Origin of the sequence: Actinoallomurus sp. NPDC052274 (assembly GCF_040679475.1) — a bacterium.
Taxonomy (GTDB): Bacteria; Actinomycetota; Actinomycetes; order Streptosporangiales; family Streptosporangiaceae; genus Actinoallomurus; species Actinoallomurus liliacearum.
The window spans coordinates 11,669-30,726 of the sequence record NZ_JBFAUT010000060.1 but is presented as its reverse complement, the minus strand read 5'-3'; the positions used below and the strand labels follow the sequence as shown (position 1 = coordinate 30,726).

General features: G+C 71.2%; 19 protein-coding genes. 7 read left to right on the top strand and 12 right to left on the bottom strand.

The window, feature by feature from the left end; all coding sequences use genetic code 11:
• The first annotated feature begins 59 nt into the window (after nucleotides 1-59).
• Nucleotides 60-449: a helix-turn-helix domain-containing protein gene (locus AB0K82_RS35970; RefSeq protein ID WP_364405620.1), complete on the top strand. Its 390-nt coding sequence runs from the start codon at nucleotides 60-62 to the stop codon at nucleotides 447-449.
• A 3-nt stretch (nucleotides 450-452) separates the two neighbouring features.
• On the opposite strand, the gene AB0K82_RS35965 is transcribed toward AB0K82_RS35970, so the two are convergent.
• Nucleotides 453-1,430 (bottom strand): substrate-binding domain-containing protein, encoded by a 978-nt coding sequence (locus AB0K82_RS35965; RefSeq protein ID WP_364405618.1) that lies wholly within the window; start codon nucleotides 1,428-1,430, stop codon nucleotides 453-455.
• A 255-nt stretch (nucleotides 1,431-1,685) separates the two neighbouring features.
• Between AB0K82_RS35965 and AB0K82_RS35960 the strand changes: the two genes are divergently transcribed.
• Nucleotides 1,686-2,630: an NlpC/P60 family protein gene (locus AB0K82_RS35960; protein ID WP_364405617.1), complete on the top strand. Its 945-nt coding sequence runs from the start codon at nucleotides 1,686-1,688 to the stop codon at nucleotides 2,628-2,630.
• A gap of 86 nt (nucleotides 2,631-2,716) precedes the next feature.
• Here AB0K82_RS35960 and AB0K82_RS35955 read toward each other — a convergent pair whose 3' ends face one another.
• From AB0K82_RS35955 to AB0K82_RS35945, 3 genes are all read right to left on the bottom strand, one after another.
• Complete coding sequence (locus tag AB0K82_RS35955) at nucleotides 2,717-5,269, bottom strand: bifunctional FO biosynthesis protein CofGH (protein WP_364405615.1); 2,553 nt, start codon at nucleotides 5,267-5,269, stop codon at nucleotides 2,717-2,719.
• Between the two features lie 221 nt (nucleotides 5,270-5,490).
• Entirely contained in the window at nucleotides 5,491-5,871 is a 381-nt protein-coding gene (locus tag AB0K82_RS35950; protein ID WP_364405613.1) for a hypothetical protein, read from the bottom strand.
• Between the two features lie 9 nt (nucleotides 5,872-5,880).
• Entirely contained in the window at nucleotides 5,881-7,173 is a 1,293-nt protein-coding gene (locus AB0K82_RS35945) for a helix-turn-helix domain-containing protein (protein WP_364405611.1), read from the bottom strand.
• Between the two features lie 254 nt (nucleotides 7,174-7,427).
• Between AB0K82_RS35945 and AB0K82_RS35940 the strand changes: the two genes are divergently transcribed.
• The 3 genes from AB0K82_RS35940 to AB0K82_RS35930 all read left to right on the top strand — a co-directional run bounded on the left by AB0K82_RS35940 (nucleotide 7,428) and on the right by AB0K82_RS35930 (nucleotide 8,764).
• Nucleotides 7,428-7,916, top strand: a complete 489-nt coding sequence (locus AB0K82_RS35940; protein WP_364405609.1) for an ATP-binding protein — start codon at nucleotides 7,428-7,430, stop codon at nucleotides 7,914-7,916.
• A 143-nt stretch (nucleotides 7,917-8,059) separates the two neighbouring features.
• On the top strand, nucleotides 8,060-8,260 hold the full coding sequence (locus AB0K82_RS35935) for a hypothetical protein (RefSeq protein ID WP_364405607.1): 201 nt from the start codon (nucleotides 8,060-8,062) through the stop codon (nucleotides 8,258-8,260).
• A 312-nt stretch (nucleotides 8,261-8,572) separates the two neighbouring features.
• Nucleotides 8,573-8,764, top strand: a complete 192-nt coding sequence (locus tag AB0K82_RS35930) for a hypothetical protein (protein WP_364405606.1) — start codon at nucleotides 8,573-8,575, stop codon at nucleotides 8,762-8,764.
• Here the strand turns inward: AB0K82_RS35930 and AB0K82_RS35925 are convergent.
• The 5 genes from AB0K82_RS35925 to AB0K82_RS35905 form a co-directional block, all read right to left on the bottom strand.
• Nucleotides 8,745-9,275 (bottom strand): GNAT family N-acetyltransferase, encoded by a 531-nt coding sequence (locus AB0K82_RS35925; RefSeq protein WP_364405605.1) that lies wholly within the window; start codon nucleotides 9,273-9,275, stop codon nucleotides 8,745-8,747. The two genes, AB0K82_RS35930 and AB0K82_RS35925, sit on opposite strands and share 20 nt — an antisense overlap.
• A 181-nt stretch (nucleotides 9,276-9,456) precedes the next feature.
• Nucleotides 9,457-10,368, bottom strand: coding sequence for a DNA-3-methyladenine glycosylase 2 family protein (locus tag AB0K82_RS35920; RefSeq protein ID WP_364405604.1), 912 nt, complete (start codon nucleotides 10,366-10,368; stop codon nucleotides 9,457-9,459).
• A 12-nt stretch (nucleotides 10,369-10,380) separates the two neighbouring features.
• Entirely contained in the window at nucleotides 10,381-11,433 is a 1,053-nt protein-coding gene (locus AB0K82_RS35915) for an NDP-sugar synthase (RefSeq protein ID WP_364405665.1), read from the bottom strand.
• A 49-nt stretch (nucleotides 11,434-11,482) separates the two neighbouring features.
• A complete protein-coding gene (locus AB0K82_RS35910; RefSeq protein WP_364405602.1) occupies nucleotides 11,483-12,598 on the bottom strand; it encodes a glycosyltransferase family 1 protein in 1,116 nt (371 codons plus the stop codon).
• A 101-nt stretch (nucleotides 12,599-12,699) separates the two neighbouring features.
• Nucleotides 12,700-13,407 carry a class I SAM-dependent methyltransferase gene (locus tag AB0K82_RS35905; RefSeq protein WP_364405600.1) on the bottom strand — a complete coding sequence of 236 codons (708 nt, stop codon included), beginning with the start codon at nucleotides 13,405-13,407 and terminating at the stop codon, nucleotides 12,700-12,702.
• Between the two features lie 82 nt (nucleotides 13,408-13,489).
• Between AB0K82_RS35905 and AB0K82_RS35900 the strand changes: the two genes are divergently transcribed.
• Complete coding sequence (locus AB0K82_RS35900; protein ID WP_364405598.1) at nucleotides 13,490-14,437, top strand: lysylphosphatidylglycerol synthase transmembrane domain-containing protein; 948 nt, start codon at nucleotides 13,490-13,492, stop codon at nucleotides 14,435-14,437.
• 99 nt (nucleotides 14,438-14,536) lie between these two features.
• The gene (gene trxA / locus AB0K82_RS35895; protein WP_345353364.1) at nucleotides 14,537-14,866 is read left to right on the top strand and encodes a thioredoxin; all 330 of its coding nucleotides are present in this window, start codon (nucleotides 14,537-14,539) and stop codon (nucleotides 14,864-14,866) included.
• Between the two features lie 11 nt (nucleotides 14,867-14,877).
• On the opposite strand, the gene AB0K82_RS35890 is transcribed toward trxA, so the two are convergent.
• From AB0K82_RS35890 to AB0K82_RS35880, 3 genes are read right to left on the bottom strand one after another with little or no spacing between them, the layout of a single operon-like run.
• Nucleotides 14,878-16,023, bottom strand: a complete 1,146-nt coding sequence (locus AB0K82_RS35890; protein WP_364405596.1) for a glycosyltransferase family 4 protein — start codon at nucleotides 16,021-16,023, stop codon at nucleotides 14,878-14,880.
• Complete coding sequence (locus AB0K82_RS35885; protein WP_364405594.1) at nucleotides 16,020-16,916, bottom strand: glycosyltransferase family 2 protein; 897 nt, start codon at nucleotides 16,914-16,916, stop codon at nucleotides 16,020-16,022. Before AB0K82_RS35885 ends, AB0K82_RS35890 begins: the two co-directional genes overlap by 4 nt.
• 54 nt (nucleotides 16,917-16,970) lie before the next feature.
• On the bottom strand, nucleotides 16,971-19,013 hold the full coding sequence (locus tag AB0K82_RS35880; RefSeq protein WP_364405593.1) for a hypothetical protein: 2,043 nt from the start codon (nucleotides 19,011-19,013) through the stop codon (nucleotides 16,971-16,973).
• Between the last annotated feature and the right edge of the window lie 45 nt (nucleotides 19,014-19,058).

The window sequence follows — 19,058 nt, the reverse complement described above, 5'->3', positions numbered from 1 at the left end:
ATCTCTCCTTGGAACAGGTAGACATCTCTCAGACGCTGCAGACGCTAGGAGGCGCCTTCATGGCTCACCAAACGGTTGGTCGGCCCCGGCCCGGCCTGCCGGACGATCCCCGCGCCGAGGTCGCCGAGCCGACGCCGGCGTGTCCGGTGGAGGTCGCGCTCGCGGCGCTGCGCGGCCGCTGGACGACCCTCGTGATCAGGGAGCTCCTCGGCGGTGAGCACTCCTACAGCGGGCTTCGCGCGGCGCTGCGGGGCCTTTCGGACAAGGTGCTGTCCGACCGGCTGGCGCATCTCGTCGAGGCCGGTGTTCTCGAGCGACGCCGGGAGACCGGGGTGCCGCCTCGTACGCGGTACCGGCTCACGCCGCACGGGGAGCGCCTCGGCCCGGTGCTGCAGGCGCTCTGGGACTGGGGCGCCGACTCACCGGCCGCCGTATCCGGCCGCGCGTGACGCTCAGGCGCGCATGGCGGCGGCGACCTGGGCCGGGGTCGGGGCGGGGAGGATCTTGGGGAGGGTCGCGCGGAGGCCGAGGCGGGTCGCGTCACGGGCGTCGATGCGGCCGTCCGTGGTCCGGAAGCCGTACCACTGGAAGGTGTCGCGGGCCTGCTGCGCCTGCAGGGCCCAGCGGAACGCGTCGGCGGCCTGGGCGCGCAGCGAGTCCGCGCTCACCGCGACGAACGGGTGGTCGAGGAGGAGAGTGCCCTCCTCGGGGACGATGACCGACGCCGGATTGGGCCGGTGGGCGTCGTTGTAGGCGACGACCGACTGTTCGGAGGCGGCCACGAGAGGGCGGCGAAGGTCCTCCAGTCCGGCGAAGGAGGCGTAGAGCCGGTCCGGGTCCGGGTCGCGCCGCGCCGTGACGGAACCGATCGTGGCCCGGGCCGCCAGCGCGACCGCGGCTCCGGCGGCGTTTCGGGCCGGGTCGAGGACGCGCACCGACGCGTGCAGCGGGGCCTTCTCCAGCAGGTGCCAGCTCGCGGCGGTCCCGTCGTCCCGCAGCTCGGCGGCGACGGCGCGCGGTGCCGCGATCACCACGGGGGACGCGGCGAGCGGCGAGCCGAAACCGACCGTCCGCGCTCCGGCGGCCCGGGCGCGGTCGAGCCACATCGAGGAGTCGGGCACCCACGCGTCCGCGCCGGCCGGGTCCCCCTTGGCGAGAGAGCGGACGACGGTCGCCGGGTCCCGCGCCTCGACCTCGATCTGGGCGCACCGTCCCCCGATCTCGTGCGGCTGCACGTTGAAGCGGGCGGCGATGGCGGCGAGCGCGGGGGTGATGTCCGGGGCGGCCACCACGCCGACCTGCAGGGTCTTGCCCTGGCAGGCCTGCGGGCGGTCGCGCAGGAGATACCAGCCGGTGGACAGGCCGGCGAGGAGGACCGCAGCTCCGACGACCAGCAGACGGACCCGGGGATCCCTCCTGGTCACGGCCATGAGCCGGAGAATAGCGCGCCCGGCGGACTACACCGTTAATGCACTCTCTGAACGCTTCATCAGCTTTGAACGCTCAATGAGAATAAATGAGCGATTTTTATACTCGCCAGTAGGTACTTACTTTGCGTGACATTCTGTGTCTGATTCGACCGGGTTTGTGAAAATCCGGAATTACTCTGCGCACGGTGCCATGATCACTGCCCCCGCAACCCCGACCGGCGCGGTCCCCTAGCCGCGCCAGGAAAGGACCCGCCCATGACCACGAGACGACCACTCGTCACCGGCCTGAGCGTCGCCGCCGTGTCCATCGGCGTCGCCGCGCTCGCCGGTTGCTCGTCGTCGAACGTCGAGTCCACGTCGTCCAGCAAGAAGGTGACCGCCCACTACTTCGTGGCCACGGCCGCCCTGAACACCCGCGCCGGCAAGTCGCTCAACGCGAAGGTCGTCACGGCCGACAAGTACAAGAAGGGACAGAAGGTCCCCGTCGTCTGCCAGGACCCGGGCGAGTACGCCTACGGATCCAACATCTGGGACAAGACGACGGACGGCGCCTGGGTGACCGACGTCTACGTCAGGACCGGCCACACCGGTTTCGTTCCGGGTGTTCCCCGGTGCAGCACCGGCACGTCGAACACCGGCGGTGGGAGCACGAGCAGCGGCGGCGACACCCCCGGCTCCAGCAACTGCTACAGCAGCGCCGCCGTGCACGGGCGCAACAACGGCGCCGTCGGCTCCCGCGGCGGATCGGTGACCACCCGCGTCAACCGGGTGATCGCCGTCGCCACGGCGGAGACCGAGAAGGTCCGCAGCTACTCATGGGGCGCCGGGGGCAAGGGCGGCCCGTCCTGCGGCATCGCGAGCCTGAGCCCCGGCGGCTACAACGACTACCGCCGGTACGGCTTCGACTGCTCGGGACTGACGTTGTACGCGTTCTACAAGGGCGCGGGCATCGACATCGGCGCCAACACCACCCAGCAGTACAGCCGGGGCCCGAAGAAGAGCTGGTCGTCGCTGCGCAAGGGCGACCTGATCTTCTGGGGCAGCGGTGACGACATCTACTCCACGACCCACGTGGCGCTCTACATCGGCAACAACAAGATCATCGAGGCCGCGCCGCCCCGCGGCTCGCACAGCGTGCACGTCACCACCCTGTACGGGTCGGGACGGCACACCGCCCACGTCATCCGCTTCATCAAGTAGGTGACGCGGCGGACAGGGCGCCGGACCGCCCTGTCCGTCCTCCACCCGCCCCTCAGCGGGCGGGCGACAGGAATCCCCCTCGGCCCTCAGTGGGCCAGTGGCAGGAACCGGCCGACGCCGTCGGTCGCCAGCGCCGCGGCGCGCCGTTCCTCCGGCACCGGGCCGTACAGCGTCGTCCGCTGCCGCGCCGGACGCCCGGCCCGAGCGGCCAGTCCCTCCAGCGCCGACATCGTCTTGAACGAGCCGTTCTCCGACCCGGCCATCCGGCTGATCGTCTCCTCCATGAGCGTGCCGCCGAGGTCGTTGACGCCGCCCCGCAGGACCTGACCGCACAGCTCGTCCTCGAGCTTCACCCACGAGCACTGGATGTTCTGGATCGCCCCGTGCAGGAGGACGCGGGCCAGCGCGTGGACCGCGCGGTTCTCCCGGGCCGTCGGGCCCGTCCGGGCCAGGCCGGCGAGGTAGATCGGCGCGTTCTGGTGCACGAACGGCAGCAGCACGAACTCGGTGAAACCGCCGGTGCGCTCCTGGATCGACCGAATCAGCCTCAGGTGCGCGACCCAGTGCGCGGGCGTGTCCACGTGGCCGTACATCATCGTGGAGGTCGTCGGCAGGCCGAGCTCGTGGGCGGTCGTCACCACCTCGATCCACGCCGAGGTCGGCAGCTTGCCCTTCGTGAGCACCCAGCGGACGTCGTCGTCGAGGATCTCGGCGGCCGTGCCGGGCAGCGAGTCCACGCCCGCCGCCTTCGCCTCGAGCAGGAAGTCGCGGATGGACAGGTCGGTCCGGGCGGCGCCGTTGACGACCTCCATGGGGCTGAAGGCGTGCATGTGGATCTCCGGGGCCCGCCTCTTGACCTCGCGGGCGAGGTCGAAGTAGGCGGTGCCCGGCAGGTCCGGGTGGATGCCGCCCTGCATGCACACCTCGGTCGCCCCGGCCGCCCAGGCCTCGTCGACCCGCTGCCCGACCTGCTCGATCGACAGCGTGTACGCGTCGGCGTCCGTACGCCGCTGGGCGAACGCGCAGAACCGGCAGCCGGTGTAGCAGACGTTGGTGAAGTTGATGTTGCGCGTGACGACGTAGGTCACGTCGTCGCCGACGGCGTCGCGGCGCAGGTCGTCGGCGAGCCGCGCCAGGGCCTCCAGCTCGGGGCCGTCGGCCTGCAGCAGCGCGAGGGCGTCCTGGTCGGACAGCCCGGCCGGGTCCCGCTCGGCGCTGCGCAGCGCCGCCGCGACGTCGGCGTCGAAGCGTTCGGCGGGCCGGATCCGCGTCCCCACCTCCGACCAGTCGCCGTAGACCTCGTCGAAGTCGTCCCGGCGGTCCTTCGTACGGCCCTCGGCGTCGATCGCCACGTGCAGGTCGGTTCGTCCGGCCTCCCCCCAGCTGCCGTCCGGCTCCTGCCAGGGCAGGCCGACCGGCGTGACGTCCTCGCGGGCCAGGCCGTCCGGGCCCGCCAGCGTGGCCACGTGGGCGGCGAGGCGGGGGTCGAGCCAGGACTCGCCGCGCCGGACGTACTCGGGGTAGATGGTCAGGCGCTCCCGCAGCGTGAACCCGCTGTCGGCGGTACGGGCGGCCAGCTCGTCGATCTGCGGCCACGGGCGCTCGGGGTTGACGTGGTCCGGCGTGAGCGGCGAGACGCCGCCCCAGTCGTCGATGCCCGCCCGCAGCATCAGGGCGTACTCGGAGTCGACCAGGTTCGGCGGGGCCTGCACCCGCGCCCTGGGCCCCAGGACGACCCGCGTCACGGCGATCGTGGCGGCCAGCTCCTCCAGCTCCGCGTCGGGCGTGGCGCGCATCTTGGTGTCCGGCTTGGCGCGGAAGTTCTGGACGATGACCTCCTGGATCCCGCCGTACTCCCGCATGACCTTGCGGATGGCGAAGATCGACTCGGCGCGGTCGTGGACCGTCTCGCCGATGCCGATGAGGATCCCGGTGGTGAACGGCACGTTCGACCGGCCGGCGTCCTCCAGCACGCGCAGGCGCACGGCGGGGTCCTTGTCCGGGGACCCGAAGTGCGCGCCGCCCTTCTCCTCGAAGAGCCGCCGGGACGTCGTCTCCAGCATCATGCCCATCGACGGCGCGACCGGCCGCAGCCGCTGCAGGTCCCGCCAGCCCAGCACGCCGGGGTTGAGGTGGGGCAGCAGCCCGGTCTCCTCCAGCACGCGGATCGCCATCGCGCGCACGTACGAGAGCGTGTCGTCGTAGCCGTGCGCGTGCAGCCACTCGCCGGCCTGCTTCCAGCGGTCCTCCGGCCGGTCGCCGAGGGTGAACAGGGCCTCCTTGCAGCCCAGCTCGGCGCCCTGCCGGGCGATCTCCAGAACCTGGTCGGGGCTGAGGTAGGGCGCGTCCAGGCGGCCGGGGACCGTCGCGAACGTGCAGTAGCCGCAGCGGTCGCGGCAGAGGCGCGTGAGCGGGATGAAGACCTTGCGGCTGTAGGTGATCACGCCGGGCCGGCCGGCGGCCTCGAGCCCGGCGTCACGGACGCGGGCGGCGTACGTCAGCAGCGTCTCCAGGTCCTCGCCGCGGGCGTGCAACAGCACCTCGGCCTCGGACACGTCGAGCGATTTGCCGTCGCGCGCGCGGGCGAGCGCGCGACGGATGGCGGTGGGTGAGGGTGCCGGGGCGACCAGATCACTCATGCTGGCAACCTACGCCGGGCCGGTACCAGGTATTCCCACTGCCCCCGGACGATAGGGCGTGTCGGAGCGAGAACACACCGGCCCTGGTCTGCGGGCCGACGCTCACGGCCGGCGTCTGGTTCGTCGCTCCCTTCCCGTACCGGACGGCTCAGGTCACGTGCGAGCCGTCCGGTCACGCAGCCTGACCGCGTTGTGAACAGCCCGAAGGGGAATCGCGTTGATCAAGCACGCTTTTCGATCTCTTCGAAGATATCGATATCGGTCTGTTGTTGCCATTCCGGAAGCGCGTCCCAATCCGCGACGTAGGATGGTTTCGGGTCAGGGATATGCTTGTAAATCTGGACGATCCAACATAGCGCGACAAAGCGGCCCTTTTGTTCTCGGGTGAGCTTGTCGGTTGCTCCGCCGGACACCGCGACGAAATCAGCCACTTGCCGGTACACCGCGCTTGCGGCTTGGCGTTCCCAGTCGGGGGTCTCGTCCCACGGGGCGACGTATCCGGGTTTGGGGTCACCTGGATAGTGCTTGCGCACTCCGGCGATCCACGCTTCCCGGAAGATACGGCCGTTTTCGCTTCGCTGGGTGTCCGACTGTGCCTGCATATCGTCTCCTCAGAGTTGGGCGATTCGTTCGCTGAGTTGAGCCGCCCGGCTGTCGGACGCCAACGGGGCAAGCTGGGTACGCAATCCTCGGAGCTTGCGGCCGATGTACCCCGACGACCGGGTCTGTTCTGCCAGTTCGACCGCTTGCCCGCCGTAATCAAGGACCCGATCAAGGTCTCTGGTCTGCATGCCCAGGGCGGCAAGGTCGGTCAGGATGCTTCCGCGTCGGCGCGGCGATGTAGCCGCGCCGAGAGCCTTGATCAGCGCTTCCGAGGCCAAGTCGGCCCGCCCCAGGGTGGCGTAACAGGTGCCGCGTTCTTCGGCCAATCGCGAGTCGTCAAAGCGGAGCCAGCCGCCCGGCATCACAGACCCGGTCAGCGCCTTCACCTGCTCGGCTTCGTCGAGGGCACGTTGGCACGCGTCGAGGTCCCCCAGCCCGGCATACGCCTCCGCCTGCACCGCAGCGACCCAATGCCGCGTAGACAATTGCCCATCACCACGTCGGGCGACCCTGGCGGCCCCCTCCAAGATCGGCATCACGTCCTCGAATCGGCGTTCGTACATACCGAGGTAGGCATGTCGAGTCAAGGCGCACGCCCACAGGTCGAACGCGTCGCCCTCTTTGCTCGCATCGGCCGCCAGTTTGTAACAGTGCGCCGCCTCGGTATACCGGTCGGAGTCAAAGAAGATCTCTCCGGCGAGTTGGAGGAGATCCCCGGCTGCGACGCAGAGTCGCTTATGCGCGGCGGACGAGTGCGCACGGTCGAGACTCCCGGTCAGCAAGTCCAGTTGTTGCCGTACGACCGGGTACACGGACCACTTGGACTCCGACAGGGCGTACACCTGCCACAGGTGAGAGTTCAGCTGCTCGTACTGGCTGATCTGCTCGGAGTCATCCGCATGCCCATCGGTGACGACATCAGGCACCGCGACCAGCGTTCCCGCGACGCTCAGCAGACGAAGCAACTCCCGACGGTTCATGTCCTCCAGTCCATCAGAGCCGACATCGGGTGTGACCACTGTGGGGGCGATAACACGCCCCTGGAGCACCCGTCTTTGAGCGGGCGACGCGTGGACCTGCATCCTTGTCGCATCGATCGTCAGTAGTTCGTCCAGCTCCTCCAGGCTGACCTGGAGGAGCTCACAGAGCTTGGATCGGTGGTAGAGCTGGGGGTCACATTGCCCGCGTTCCCATCGGGCAACAGTGGATCGATCGACCCCGAGCGCGGCGGCAAGCGACTCCTGAGTGAACCCGCACGTTCTTCGGCGTTCGGCCAGCCGAGGCCGTCGTGCTGCCGTCATCGAAAGTCCTCCGCGTGATGAAGCCGACTCGCCGTCGTCGAGTTAGCCAACGTCAGCGTAAGACGTGAATCGGCGATGCAGCGCGAATGCAGCAGAGATGCCTCACGACTGCACCAGTACCGCGTCACGGATGCTCTGGGGTGCAGGCGTCCGCTCGGCTTCCCTGGAAGAGAACCGAGCTACCAGTCCCATACGCAGAGTGATGTTGCCCTCGCCGCATCTCACTCGATGACCCCGACGGGGAGTGATTCCCTGTGCCAGTAGACCTAGCGGTCACCGACCGCCCGTTCCCCACACCTCGCCGCCCTGCGTGGCGTGACCTGCGTGCCCAGCCCAGCGAAGTGGCCCGGGCACGGTCTTTCGCCTCGTCCGAGGTGTTCGGTCTACCGTTCGACGCCTACGAGATCGGGCTGATCACCAGCGAGATCGTCACCAACGCGGTCAACGCCGCCCGCGCGCTGTGCGAATGGCCGGACCACATGTCGCCGATCAGCATCCGAATGATCGTCACCGATCGGTATGCGCACCTGGCCGTCACCGACCCCGACCACCGGCCCATCGCCGGCGTGGACCAGGGCGGCCAGCTCGCGGAGTACGGCCGCGGTCTGTCGATCGTCGACCAGTTGGCCGCCGTGCGCTGGGTGACGTATGACCAGCGATCCAAGACCGTGCACGTCGTCGTCGCCGCGAACAAAGTCGTCCTGACCGACGCCGAACTCAAGCGGATCGGGGTGCCGGCGTGAGCGGTGAGCAGGTCACCTGTCGGGTCGCCCGGGCCCCGTGGAAACGACTGTGTCCAGGCCGCTGCTGTTCCGCGCACCGTCGCGGAGCAGATGCTGACGGGCACGGCCATCCGCCGTGCGTACCTACCCGAAGGAGGCACCAGATGACCATTACCGCGCCCGAGACCAGCGCGGCGTCCCTGCCGGAGGCGTTCGAGGCGCCCGCCGACCCGACGCCGGAGACCGATCACCTGTTCACCGGGACGACGCATCACATCGTGCAGACGCCACCGGTCCGCAACGACTACAAGAAGAAGGCGGGCTCCTCGGACGGGGCCAGGACCTACGACACGACGGCCAGGTGACCCGAAGAATCCGCATCTCGGGCGGGGACCGGCCACCGGCAGGTCCCCGCTCTGACTCAGCAGCGAAAGGAGTCGGCTGTGCTGACCCTTCAGCTCAACCCTGAACGGATCGAAACAGGCCCCTCATCGGTATGGAGGTGGGACGGGACCTCGTACGTCACCGGTGGGAACCCGTGTGACGCCGTTCGCGCATCCGATGGTTGAGCAGGTCGCGGCCACCGACGGTGCCCGTACCGTGATCGTTGTTCGTGAGCGCGTTTCCCAGCGGGCGAACTCGTCCCCGGTGCCCGTGCGGTCGAAGAATCGCTCCAGGTGAACGGGCTGCCGATCCTGTGGCGCATCCTGGCGGAGGGCTCGCCGCTGATCGAGGCCGATCTCCTCGACCCGGACGGGCTCAAGGTCCTCGTCGGCGAACTGGAGGACGGGCGCTACCGCGAGGAATACCACTCCAAGCTGGTCGAGGTCATCACGCTCGACCAGGCCGTCAGAGCGTTCCTGACCTGACCCCGGACCCGAACCACGATGACAGATCGAGCCGCTCCGCCCGCCGCGCCATTATGTACAGCCGGGCGTGCGTCCGCTGCTCCTCGCGTACCACCGCGAACCCCTGCGTCTCGTTGTAGCGGGCCACCCCCGCGAAGTGGCAGTGGCGACGCACCCACGGCACGCCGAGCTGGGCGGCTCGATCGACCACCCACCACGACATCACCGTGCCCAGCTTCCGCTCCCGCAGCGATGGGTCAGTGATCGACCCTGACAGGTACAGGGCCGCCTCAGCGCGCTCGGCGTCTGTCCACCCCCACGGTGGGCCCTGGTCCTGCACCACCACCTGGCCGACGACACCGCGTTCGTCGTCGGCCAGTACCCACACGTCACCGGCCGGGTTGTCGCACTGGGCGGCCAGGTCGTCTATCGCGTCCCGCCAGCTCTCCAGGCCGTTCTGCTCCAGCCAGTCACACCGGGCTCGTACCATCTCGGCGACCTCGGGACCGTCATCGCTTGTGGCAAGTCGCATCCGCAACATCAGCCCATTGTGCGCTGACGGAGTCGCCTTAAGCGGCTTAATGTGCCAGACGATGAGTCCCGCGCCCACTACGATCCGCCACTTCCTAGCCGCCGCGCTGGCCTACCCCGGACATGTGGAACACTCCGCCTCACCGGCGTACCGCCAGACTGGTGCGGAGCGGTTCGCGTGGTCAGAAGTGGCGGTAGTCGCGGACGGGCATTCGCGGCCCTCTGCGCGGTGGAGCCGCGCCGGACAGTTCCAGCAGGCGGGTCACGCGGTAGCGGTGGCCGGCGTACGGTGCGAGCAGTTCGAGCATGCCCGCGTCGTCGACCTTCCGGCCGCTCAGCGCCCAGCCGACGATGCCGGGGATGTGGTAGTCGCCGACCGAGACCGCGTCGGCGTCGCCGAGGGCGCGCTGCCGCACCTCCGCCGACGTCCACACGCCGATGCCGCTCAGCGAACGCAGCCGCCGGTCCGCGTCCAGCGTGTCGCCGACCTCCAACCGGCTCGCCACCCGCGCGGCGCCGATGATCGTACGGGCCCGGACCGCCTCGATGCCGGACTTGTGCCACTCCCAGGAGGGGATCGTGACCCAGGTCCGGGGCGGGGGCGGCACCCGCAGGTCCAGCGGACCGGGCGCGGGCGCACCGAACCGGCGCACGAGGTAGCGCCAGGCCCGCCACGCCTCCTTGCCGACGACCTTCTGCTCGAGCACCGCCGGGACGAGCGCCTCGAAGACGTTGCGGGTCCGGCCGATGCGCAGGTGCCGCAGGCGCAGGCTCGCCCGGCGCAGGACCTCGTGCTCCGGCCGGAACGACTCCGGGTCGTCGGCGGCGCCGAGCAGGTCGGGCACGCCGTCGAGCAGCCAGGACGCGCCGGGCCCCCACGCCTCCGCCTCGACCTCGCCACCGCGCCCGAGCAGCCGCAGCGTGCCCGGCCCGTCCGGGGTCGTCGAGGCCCGCCACACCGCGCCGTCGGGCGTCACGGCGAAGGCGGGGTCACCGGTGCCCCTACGGTGCGGCGACAGCGTCAGCAGCACGTCGACCGGCCACGGCGGCCGCCACGTCCGGCTGCGGGCCGGGGTGCGGGCGTCGGTGAGCACGGCCGGAACCCCTCACACGTCGGCGGAGAACCGCACGGCCGTCTCCGGCAGTTGCACGCCGGGCCACAGCCGCAGCCCGTCACGCAGCTCGTTGCCCGGGCCGACCATCGCGCCGTCGCCGATCACGGCGTCCGACACGACCGCGCCCGCGCAGATCCGCGCGCCCCGGCCGAGCACCGAACGCGACACCCGCGCCCCGCGCTCGACCACGGCCCCGTCGAACAGCACGCTGGACTCCACGGTCGCGCCCGACTCGACCACGGCCCCGGCGCCGACGGTCGTGCCGCCGGAGACCGCGGCCTCCGGGGCGACCACCGAGCCGTTGAGGAAGAGCACGCCCCCGCCCGGCCGCACGGCGGGCGACTCCATCCGGCCGAGCACCAGGTCGCAGGAGCCCTGGACGAACGTGGCCGGCGTGCCGACGTCCAGCCAGTACGCGCCCTCGACGTACCCCATGATCGTCTCACCGGAGGCGAGCAGCTCCGGGAACGTCTCGTACTCCACCGACACGACCCGGCCGGTGGGGATCGCGTCGATCGCCGAGCGGCGGAAGACGTAGCAGCCGGCGTTCACCTGGTTGGTCGGCGGCTTCGGGGACTTCTCCACGAACGCGATGACCTTGCCCTCCGAGGTCGTCGGCACCGCGCCGTAGCGCCGGGCGTCGTCGACCAGGGTCAGGTGCATCGTGACGGCCGCGTCGGACTTCTCGTGCATCGCGACCTGGGACACCAGGTCGTGGCCGGACAGGATGTCGCCGTTCAGCACGACGACCGGGCTGTGGTCCTCGCAGGTCAGCTTCGCGGCGGCGTTCCGGATGGCGCCGGCCGTGCCCAGCGGCTCGTCCTCGGTGACGTAGACGAGCTCCAGCCCGAACCGCGACCCGTCGCCGAACGCCTCGGTGAACATCGCGGCGCGGTACGACGTGGCGAACACGACGCGGCGGATGCCCGCCGCGCTCGCCTTGCGCAGCTGGTGCTCCAGCAGCGGCACCCCGGCCGTCGGCAGCAGTGGCTTCGGCGTCGAGATCGTCAGCGGCCGCAGCCGCGTGCCCTTACCGCCGACCAGCAGGATCGCTTCCAGGATGCCCCTCCCTCATGAGTACCGGCCAGTCACCTTACTGTTCGACGGCGCGCTGGTACGCCGCCAGATGCGCCTCGGCGGATGCCGCCCAGGTGAATTCCCGGGAACGGACGTGCGCCGCCTCGGCGAGCCGCCGCCGCCGCTCCGGATCGTCGATCAGCGCCCGCAGCGCCGCCGCGATGTCCTCGATGCCGGGCTCGGTGTAGGCGACGGCGTCGCCGCCCACCTCCGGCAGCGAGGCACGGTGGGTGGTCAGCACGGTGGCGCCGCACGCCATCGCCTCCAGGACCGGCAGGCCGAACCCCTCACCCCGGCTGGGCAGGGCGACGGCCAGCGACCCGGCGAAGAAGCCCGGCAGCGACGGCCACGGCAGGTAACCCGGCCGGATGACCCTCAGATGGGAGGGGACGTCGGCCAGCGCGGCGTCCAGCTCGTCGTCCCAGCCCCCGCTGCCGGCCAGGATCAGCGCGGGCGGCCCCTCCAGGCCCTCCGTCGCCCGGACCCAGCCGCGGATGAGGTTCGGGACGTTCTTGCGCGGCTCCAGCGCGCCCAGGAACGCGAGGTAGGGCCGCCCGTGCAGGCCCAGCCGGTCGGAGACGCGCCGCCGCTCCTCCTCGGTCGGCGGGTGGAAGATCGTGTGGTCGACGCCGTGGTAGGCGACGTCGATCCGGGTCGGGTCCGCGCCGAGCAGCCGGACGAGGTCGTCGCGGGTCGCCTTGGACGGGACGATCACCCGGGTCGCGCGCCGCACCGCCGTGCGCGTCGCCGACCTGATGAACGTCGTCTTGACCGGGTTGTGCGCCTCCGGGTCGGTGAAGTACGCCATGTCGTGGACCGTGACGACGGTCGGCAGACCCGGCCGGAGGGGAATCGAGTAGTACGGCGCGTGGATGACGTGCGCGCCCACCTGCTGGGCGACGAGCGGCAGGCCCGACTGCTCCCACGCCAGGCGCGCCTGGCGGTGCGCGATCGAGGTCGGGCCGGCGACGACCCGCGCCTTCGGCGCCAGCTGGCCGTACCGCTCCTCGTCCGACCGCTGGCAGACGACGGCCAGATCGGCGTCCGCGCGGTGCAGCGCGCCGATCAGCCCGTCGACGTAGCGGCCGAGCGCGCCGCGGTCGGCGGCTATGGCGGTCGCGTCGATCAGCACACGAGGCACCACGGTGTCAGTCGCCCCCTCCGTCCGGTGCCGATGTGGTCGGGATCACTCCCGATCGAAGCCTACGCCGATCGATCGCCGACAGGGGGACGTCAGCCCTTCTTGCGCGCCCTGATGAGGACGATGCTGCCGCGGTCGTTCGGACTCCGCCGGTCGGCGAGCGCGACGAGCGGGGTGAGCGGCGCGGCGGCGTTGAACCCGACCCGGCCGCCGTACGCCGACAGCGAGAGGTAGAGGCGCTCGGTCGCCTTGGTGCGGAACTGGTAGGAGTACTCGGCGAGCTCCATCCCGCGGTCGGCGAGCAGCTGCCCGAGGCTCTCGTGGGTGTAGGTGTGCTGCACGTGGTACTTCGCGCAGTGCGCCTCGCGAAGCTTGGGCCACGTACGGGACCGGCTGAGCACGTCGGCGGACATGAACAGCTCGCCGCCCGGCCTCAGGATCCGCGACATCTCGTCCAGCGCCGTGCCGCCGTCGTCGAAGTGCTCGATCGCGCACACCGACAGGACGGCGTCGAAGGTGCCGTCGGCGAACGGCAGCTTCAGCGCGTCGCACTCGATCAGGGCCGGCGGGTGCTTCAGCGTCCGGCCGTACAGCATCTTGCCGCGCGCCAGGTCGATCGAGACCGCGTACGCGCCGCGCTTGCGGGCCTGCCCGGCCCAGTAGCCGTCGCCGCCGGCCACGTCGAGCACTCGTTTGCCGCGCAGGTCGTCGCCCATCCAGCGCAGGAGGGTCCCGGCCTCGCGGAAACGGCACACGTGCACCTGGTGGCCGACGAAGGCCTTCGCGTCGTTGAGTTTCATCGAGTTCACTTTACGGCCCCGGCGGACCGTGTACCCGCTGATCACCGAGTGTTCATCGGCGCGTACCGACTAGTCTGACGAGGTGATCTCCCGCCTGCGAGCGAGCCGCCTGGCGCGCGTCGCCCTGGTCGTCGTCGCGCTCGGTTTCTGCGGCTATGGGCTGTTCGCCCGCTGGGACGACACACGCGACGCCCTGACCCGGCTGTCCTGGCCGTACGCCGGCGCCGCGCTGCTGGCGGGCGTGCTCGGCCTCGGCGCGTGGATGCTCGCGTGGCGCCGCCTGCTGGCCGGTCTGGGCTCGCCGCTGCCGCTGCGAGCCGCGGTGCGGGTCTACTTCGTCTCCCAGCTCGGCAAGTACATCCCCGGGTCGGTGTGGGCGCTGGTCGCCCAGATGGAGCTGGCCAAGGAGCACCGGGTGCCGCGCGATCGCGGCGCGAGCGCCGGCGTGCTGTCCATGGCCACCACGGTCGCCACCGGCTGCGCGGTCGCCGCCGTGACGCTGCCGCTGACCTCGCCGGACGCCACCCGCCGCTACTGGTGGCTGCTCGCCCTCGCGCCGATCTTCCTCGCCATGCTGCACCCGCGGATCCTGGCGTTCGCGCTGAACCGCGCGTTGCGCCTGGTGCGGCGCCCGCCATTGGCCCGCACCGCCGGGCTCGGCACGATGGCCCGCGCGGTGGCCTGGACGGCGGTGGGCTGGCTGCTGTTCGGCGCGCACACGTGGCTGCTCGTGCGGGCGGCCGGCGGGCACGGCCTCTTCCTGTCCACCGGGGCGTACGCCCTCGCCTTCACGGCCGGTTTCATCATCGTGATCGCGCCGGGCGGCGTGGGCGTGCGGGAGGCCGCCCTGACGGTGACGCTGGGGCCGGTGCTGCCGGCGGCCGGCGCGCCGCTGGTCGTCGCGCTCACCTCCCGCGTCGTGCTGACGGTCGCGGACCTCGCGTGGGCGGGCGCCGCCGTACTCCTGGGTACCCGACACCCCGTCCTCGCCGAGGACGAAGTGGAGCCGGTCGCCGGCCCGGTCGACTAATCTCTGCCCGCTGGAATATCGCCAGGGCCACCGGCCTTGTGATCCGTGTCGCCCGACGCCGCACTCGGCGGCGTACCGGAAGGAGAGATAATGGCTGGCGTGGCCACCGAACCCATCACCGTGACCGACGCGACCTTCGACCAGGAGGTCCTGGCCAGCGACACGCCCGTGCTGGTGGACTTCTGGGCGTCGTGGTGCGGGCCGTGCCGCATGATCGCGCCGATCCTGGACGAGATCGCCGCCGAGTACGCCGGCAAGCTCAAGATCGCCAAGCTCGACTACGACGCGAACCAGGCGACCCCGGGCAAGTACAACGTGCTCGGCCTGCCGACCCTCCTGCTGTTCAAGGGCGGCGAGGTCGTCGAGCAGATCACCGGCGCCAAGCCGAAGCGGGCCCTGCTCAAGTCGATCACGCCGCACATCGGCTAGGACCGGCAGGTCTAGGCCGACCGCGCCTCACCGTCGGCCCCCCTCGGCACGAGCGGGCCGGCCGTGAGGAGCTGATCGAGGTAGGCGGTCCAGTGCGGCTCGGAGTCGACGGGCCGCACGCCCGCCCGCAGCCGCGCCGGCTCGCCCGGCGCGTAGAACCGGCGCAGCGCGTCGGTCAGCGAGTCGACGTCGTCCGGCTCGCACAGCACCCCGTCGACGCCCTCGCGGACGTGATCCGCGAGGGTGCCGGCGCGCGTCGCGATCACGGGGATGCCGTGCTCGTACGCCATGAAGACGTTCTGCGAGGCCGTCGCGGTCCGGTAGGGCAGGACGAGCGCGTCGGCGCGGGCGAACAGCTCCGGCACCTCGGCGGCCGGCACGTATCCCGGCCGCACCTCCACCCTCTCCTCCAGTCCCAGCGAGGAGATCAGCGCGCGGGTCTCGTCCGCGCCGCCCCAGAACTCCCCCGCCACGGTCAGCGCGACGCCGTCCACCCGCGCGAGCGCCCGCAGCAGCACGTCCAGGCCCTTGTACGGCCGGACGATGCCGAAGAACAGCAGACGGTCGCGGGAGCCCTGCGGCGCGCCCGTGAACACTCTGGTCCCCTGGGGGGGCGTCGGCAGGTGCGCGGGCAGCACGGCCGTACGGACCGTCGTGCCCGGCGCCAGATCGCGGGCGAGCTGCGCCTGCTGGGCGGAGTGCACCAGGGCGCCGTCGACGCGCTTCAGCAGCCGGCGCATCAGTGGCACGTCGTACGGCTTGCGCTCGTGCGGCAGGACGTTGTGGCACAGCGCGAGGACGCGCGGGCCCTGGCCGTTCCGGCCGCCCAGGCCCAGCAGCATGCCGAGGTAGGCCGGGACCTGCACGGGCGAGAGCACGACGAGGATGACGAGGTCCTGGGCGCGCAGGCGGCGGCCGAGGCGCAGCCAGCCGTCCGGGCGGTACCAGGCCAGCGCGTGCCGGGTGCCGGGGAACGGCTCGCCCTCCGGCGTCGCGATCGTCTGCTCGCCCGGGTAGAGGAAGGAGGGGTACTGCGCCTTCCACGACTCCAGGGTCACGTCGTGTCCGGCGGCGGCCAGCCGGTGCGCGAGCTCGGTCGTGTGATGGGCGCCGCCGCCCTTGTACGGGAACGCGGGCCCGATGATCGCGATTCTCACGTGTCTCCCCGCGATCGCACGATCAGGTCGGCCAGCAACGCCATCGACGCGATGATCAGCCCGGTCACGAAGATCAGCACCGTGTTGATCGCGAACCGCAGGGGGTGCAGGACCATGTCGAGGATGCCCTTGGCCACCCCGAGGCCCAGCAGCCACAGCGCGAGCGGCATCAGGACCTTCAGCGGGTTGAAGTACATCACCATCCGCAGCACCTGCAGGATGTAGCGGTAGGCGTCGTGCACGAAGTGGAACTTCGAGCTGCCGGACCGCTTGAAATAGTCGATCGGGACATAGCGGATGTCGTGCTGGTTCGACATGAACGCCAAGGTGATCGTCGTGACGCAGGAGAAGCCGGGCGGCAGGAGTTTCAGGTAGGGCGCGGCGACGTCCTTGCGGAAGGCCCGCAGTCCGGAGTTCAGGTCGGGGATCTTCTGCCCGGCGAGCCGCTCGGCCACCTTGCGGATGAACCACTTGGCCGGCACCCGCAGGAACTTGTGGGTGCCCTCCTCCGTGGTGCGGGCGCCGACGACCTGGTCGATGGTCGGATCCTGGTCGAGGATGTCGATCAGGTCGGGGATCCGCTCGTTCGGGTAGCTCATGTCGGCGTCGGTCCAGACGACGATGTCGCCCCGCGCCTGCTGGGAGCCGATCCGCCGGACGGTGCCGGACCCGCCGTTGCGGTGGAACGGCACGACCTGCATGTTCGGGAACTGCGGAGCCGCCGCCTCGAGCCGGGCCAGGGTGTCATCGGTCGAGCAGTCGTCGACGGCCAGCAACTCGTAGGTGTGCCCGCTGGCGTCCATCGCCTTGCAGATGCGCTCGACCTCGTCGATGACGTGGTCCTGCTCGTTGTAGCACGGCAGGACGATCGTCACATGGGGCGTGGTAGTCACGCCCGGCGAGGATAGTCGCCCGCTCCGGTGCACGGTTCCAAGCGTACGCAACGTTCACCCTCTGTACACGGGATCGGCCATCCAGACGTTGATCGTGAGCGACCACGTGCCCCGGGGAGCCGACACCAGGGTGCTCGCGTCCCGGCGGGTGTGGATGTGGAAGACCCGCCTGGCCTGGCCGTACGGCTCCACGTCGACGGAGTCGGCGCCGAGCAGCACCGGGCGGCGGCCGGCCGCGGCGACCTTCTGGATCACCCGCCGCACGTCCTGCTCCGGGGCGGTCTTGAACCCGGCGGCGATGCGCACGCGGGCGGTGGGCGTGCCGCACATCCCGCGGATGAGCTGGGCGAACCGGTCGCCGGTGACGCGTTCGATGAAGAGCACCGAGGCGTTCGGGCCGATGGCCCGGCACATCGCCCGCGCCTGGGACACCTCGCGCTCCTCGGTCCGCGTCACGGCCATCGGCGCCGAGGCCCACGCGGTCGGCACCAGGATCATCAGCGCGCCCACGACCGCCACTCCGGTCGTGGCCGCGCGGCCGGGGCGGAACCGCCGTACGTGGCGCGCCCCCCAGGCGACGGCCCACAGCGCGAACAGGAGCAGGCCGGGGATCACCATGCCGATGAGGCGGCGGCTCGCCCACGGATGGTCGGGCGTGATGCCGGGCCGCCAGAGGGTCGCCACCGTCGTCCAGACGATCAGCGCGTACGGCAGGAGCCAGGCGGTGCGGCGCCGCCGCAGCAGGTCGCGCAGGACCACCGCGGCGCCCACGGCGGCCAGCAGGACGGCGGGGATCCCGATGTACCACGCCACCCAGTGCAGGCTCAGCTCCGAGTACTGGCGGTTCGGGTCGAGCGGCAGGTTCTGGGACCGCTGCAGGGCGGCGATGAAGGAGGCGTTGACCCGGTCGTCGGGGTTGTTCGGCACCCGGCGCACGGTCTGCAGCATCGGGCGGGCGGCGAAGAAGGCCAGCACCGCGAAGGTCGCCGGGACCGCCAGGTCCGGCAGCCGGAACCGCGTGAGGTCCGGCAGCCCCCAGCGGCGGATCACCAGGCTCGCGACCGCCGAGGCCGCGACCACCGCGACCGCGATGAACAGCAGCGGGTACAGCGACGCGCCCAGGTAGTGCAGGTAGGGCCGGGACATCACGAAGCCCTCGAGCAGTCCGGCGCCGACGCCGACCGTCAGGCCCGCCAGCAGCGGGAGGCCGACGCGCCGCCGCAGCGCGAGCAGCAGCCCCGCGAACGCCACCACCGGCAGCACGTCGCGCACCCCGTCGATGCGCACGAGGATCGTCAGGCCCAGCGACAGCCCGCCGAGCAGCGCCGGCAGGCGGCGGCCCGCGCGCACCGCGTCGAGCGTGAGGGACACGCCGCCGAACATGAGGATCAGCGCGCCGGTCTCGCTGTAGATCGACCGGGAGATCATCATCATCGGCCAGGTCAGCCCGAGCGCCAGCGCCGCGACGGGCGCCCAGCGCGAGCCGATCAGCCGGGCGGCCAGGCCCGCGAACGAGATCAGGGCCAGCGCGCCGACCAGCGGCATCATCGCCAGCGTCGCGTACGGGCCGCCGAGCCAGCCGCCCGGCGTGACGGTCAGCGGCATCCCGGCCATGAACTGCGGGACGAGCACGCCGCCGCGCTGGTAGAACGCCGGGCTGCCGTACGTCAGCGCGCCGTCCCCGCCGCCGAACGCCCACCGCATCTGCGGGATCGGCAGCGAGCCGTGGCCGGCCAGCCAGGTCGCGAAGTTGAAGTACGACGCCGGGTCACGGCGCACGGTGATCTGCTGGGAGCACATCACGAGCTGCAGCGCGCCGAACGCCGCCGCGATCACGAGGAGCCACGCCACCGGCCGCCAGGAGGCACGGCCCATCGTCAGGCCGGTGGGCCGTACGGCCCGCAGGCCGAACCTGAGCGTGACCGCCGCCACCGGCACGTACAGCGGGATCGCCGCCCAGGGCCGGAAGATCCCCGCCATCAGCAGCGGCAGGGCGACCGCCAGCCAGGAGGCCAGGAGCAGGACCGGGATGACGGTGACCCGGGCGAGGAGGAGGTCCGCCCGGGATGCTCCGGAACCTCCGTCGTTGTCGTCCATCGAGTCCGGAGAGTAACGGCCGCGCGAGCCTGACGGCCGGGTGGC

Coding starts and splice junctions, on each gene's coding strand:
- AB0K82_RS35905 (WP_364405600.1), bottom strand. CDS start 13,407: ATGAAACTCAACGACGCGAAGGCCTTCGTCGGCCACCAGGTGCACGTG.
- AB0K82_RS35945 (WP_364405611.1), bottom strand. CDS start 7,173: ATGACGGCAGCACGACGGCCTCGGCTGGCCGAACGCCGAAGAACGTGC.
- AB0K82_RS35880 (WP_364405593.1), bottom strand. CDS start 19,013: ATGGACGACAACGACGGAGGTTCCGGAGCATCCCGGGCGGACCTCCTC.
- AB0K82_RS35935 (WP_364405607.1), top strand. CDS start 8,060: ATGACCATTACCGCGCCCGAGACCAGCGCGGCGTCCCTGCCGGAGGCG.
- AB0K82_RS35960 (WP_364405617.1), top strand. CDS start 1,686: ATGACCACGAGACGACCACTCGTCACCGGCCTGAGCGTCGCCGCCGTG.
- AB0K82_RS35955 (WP_364405615.1), bottom strand. CDS start 5,269: ATGAGTGATCTGGTCGCCCCGGCACCCTCACCCACCGCCATCCGTCGC.
- AB0K82_RS35950 (WP_364405613.1), bottom strand. CDS start 5,871: ATGCAGGCACAGTCGGACACCCAGCGAAGCGAAAACGGCCGTATCTTC.
- AB0K82_RS35970 (WP_364405620.1), top strand. CDS start 60: ATGGCTCACCAAACGGTTGGTCGGCCCCGGCCCGGCCTGCCGGACGAT.
- AB0K82_RS35925 (WP_364405605.1), bottom strand. CDS start 9,275: ATGCGACTTGCCACAAGCGATGACGGTCCCGAGGTCGCCGAGATGGTA.
- AB0K82_RS35965 (WP_364405618.1), bottom strand. CDS start 1,430: ATGGCCGTGACCAGGAGGGATCCCCGGGTCCGTCTGCTGGTCGTCGGA.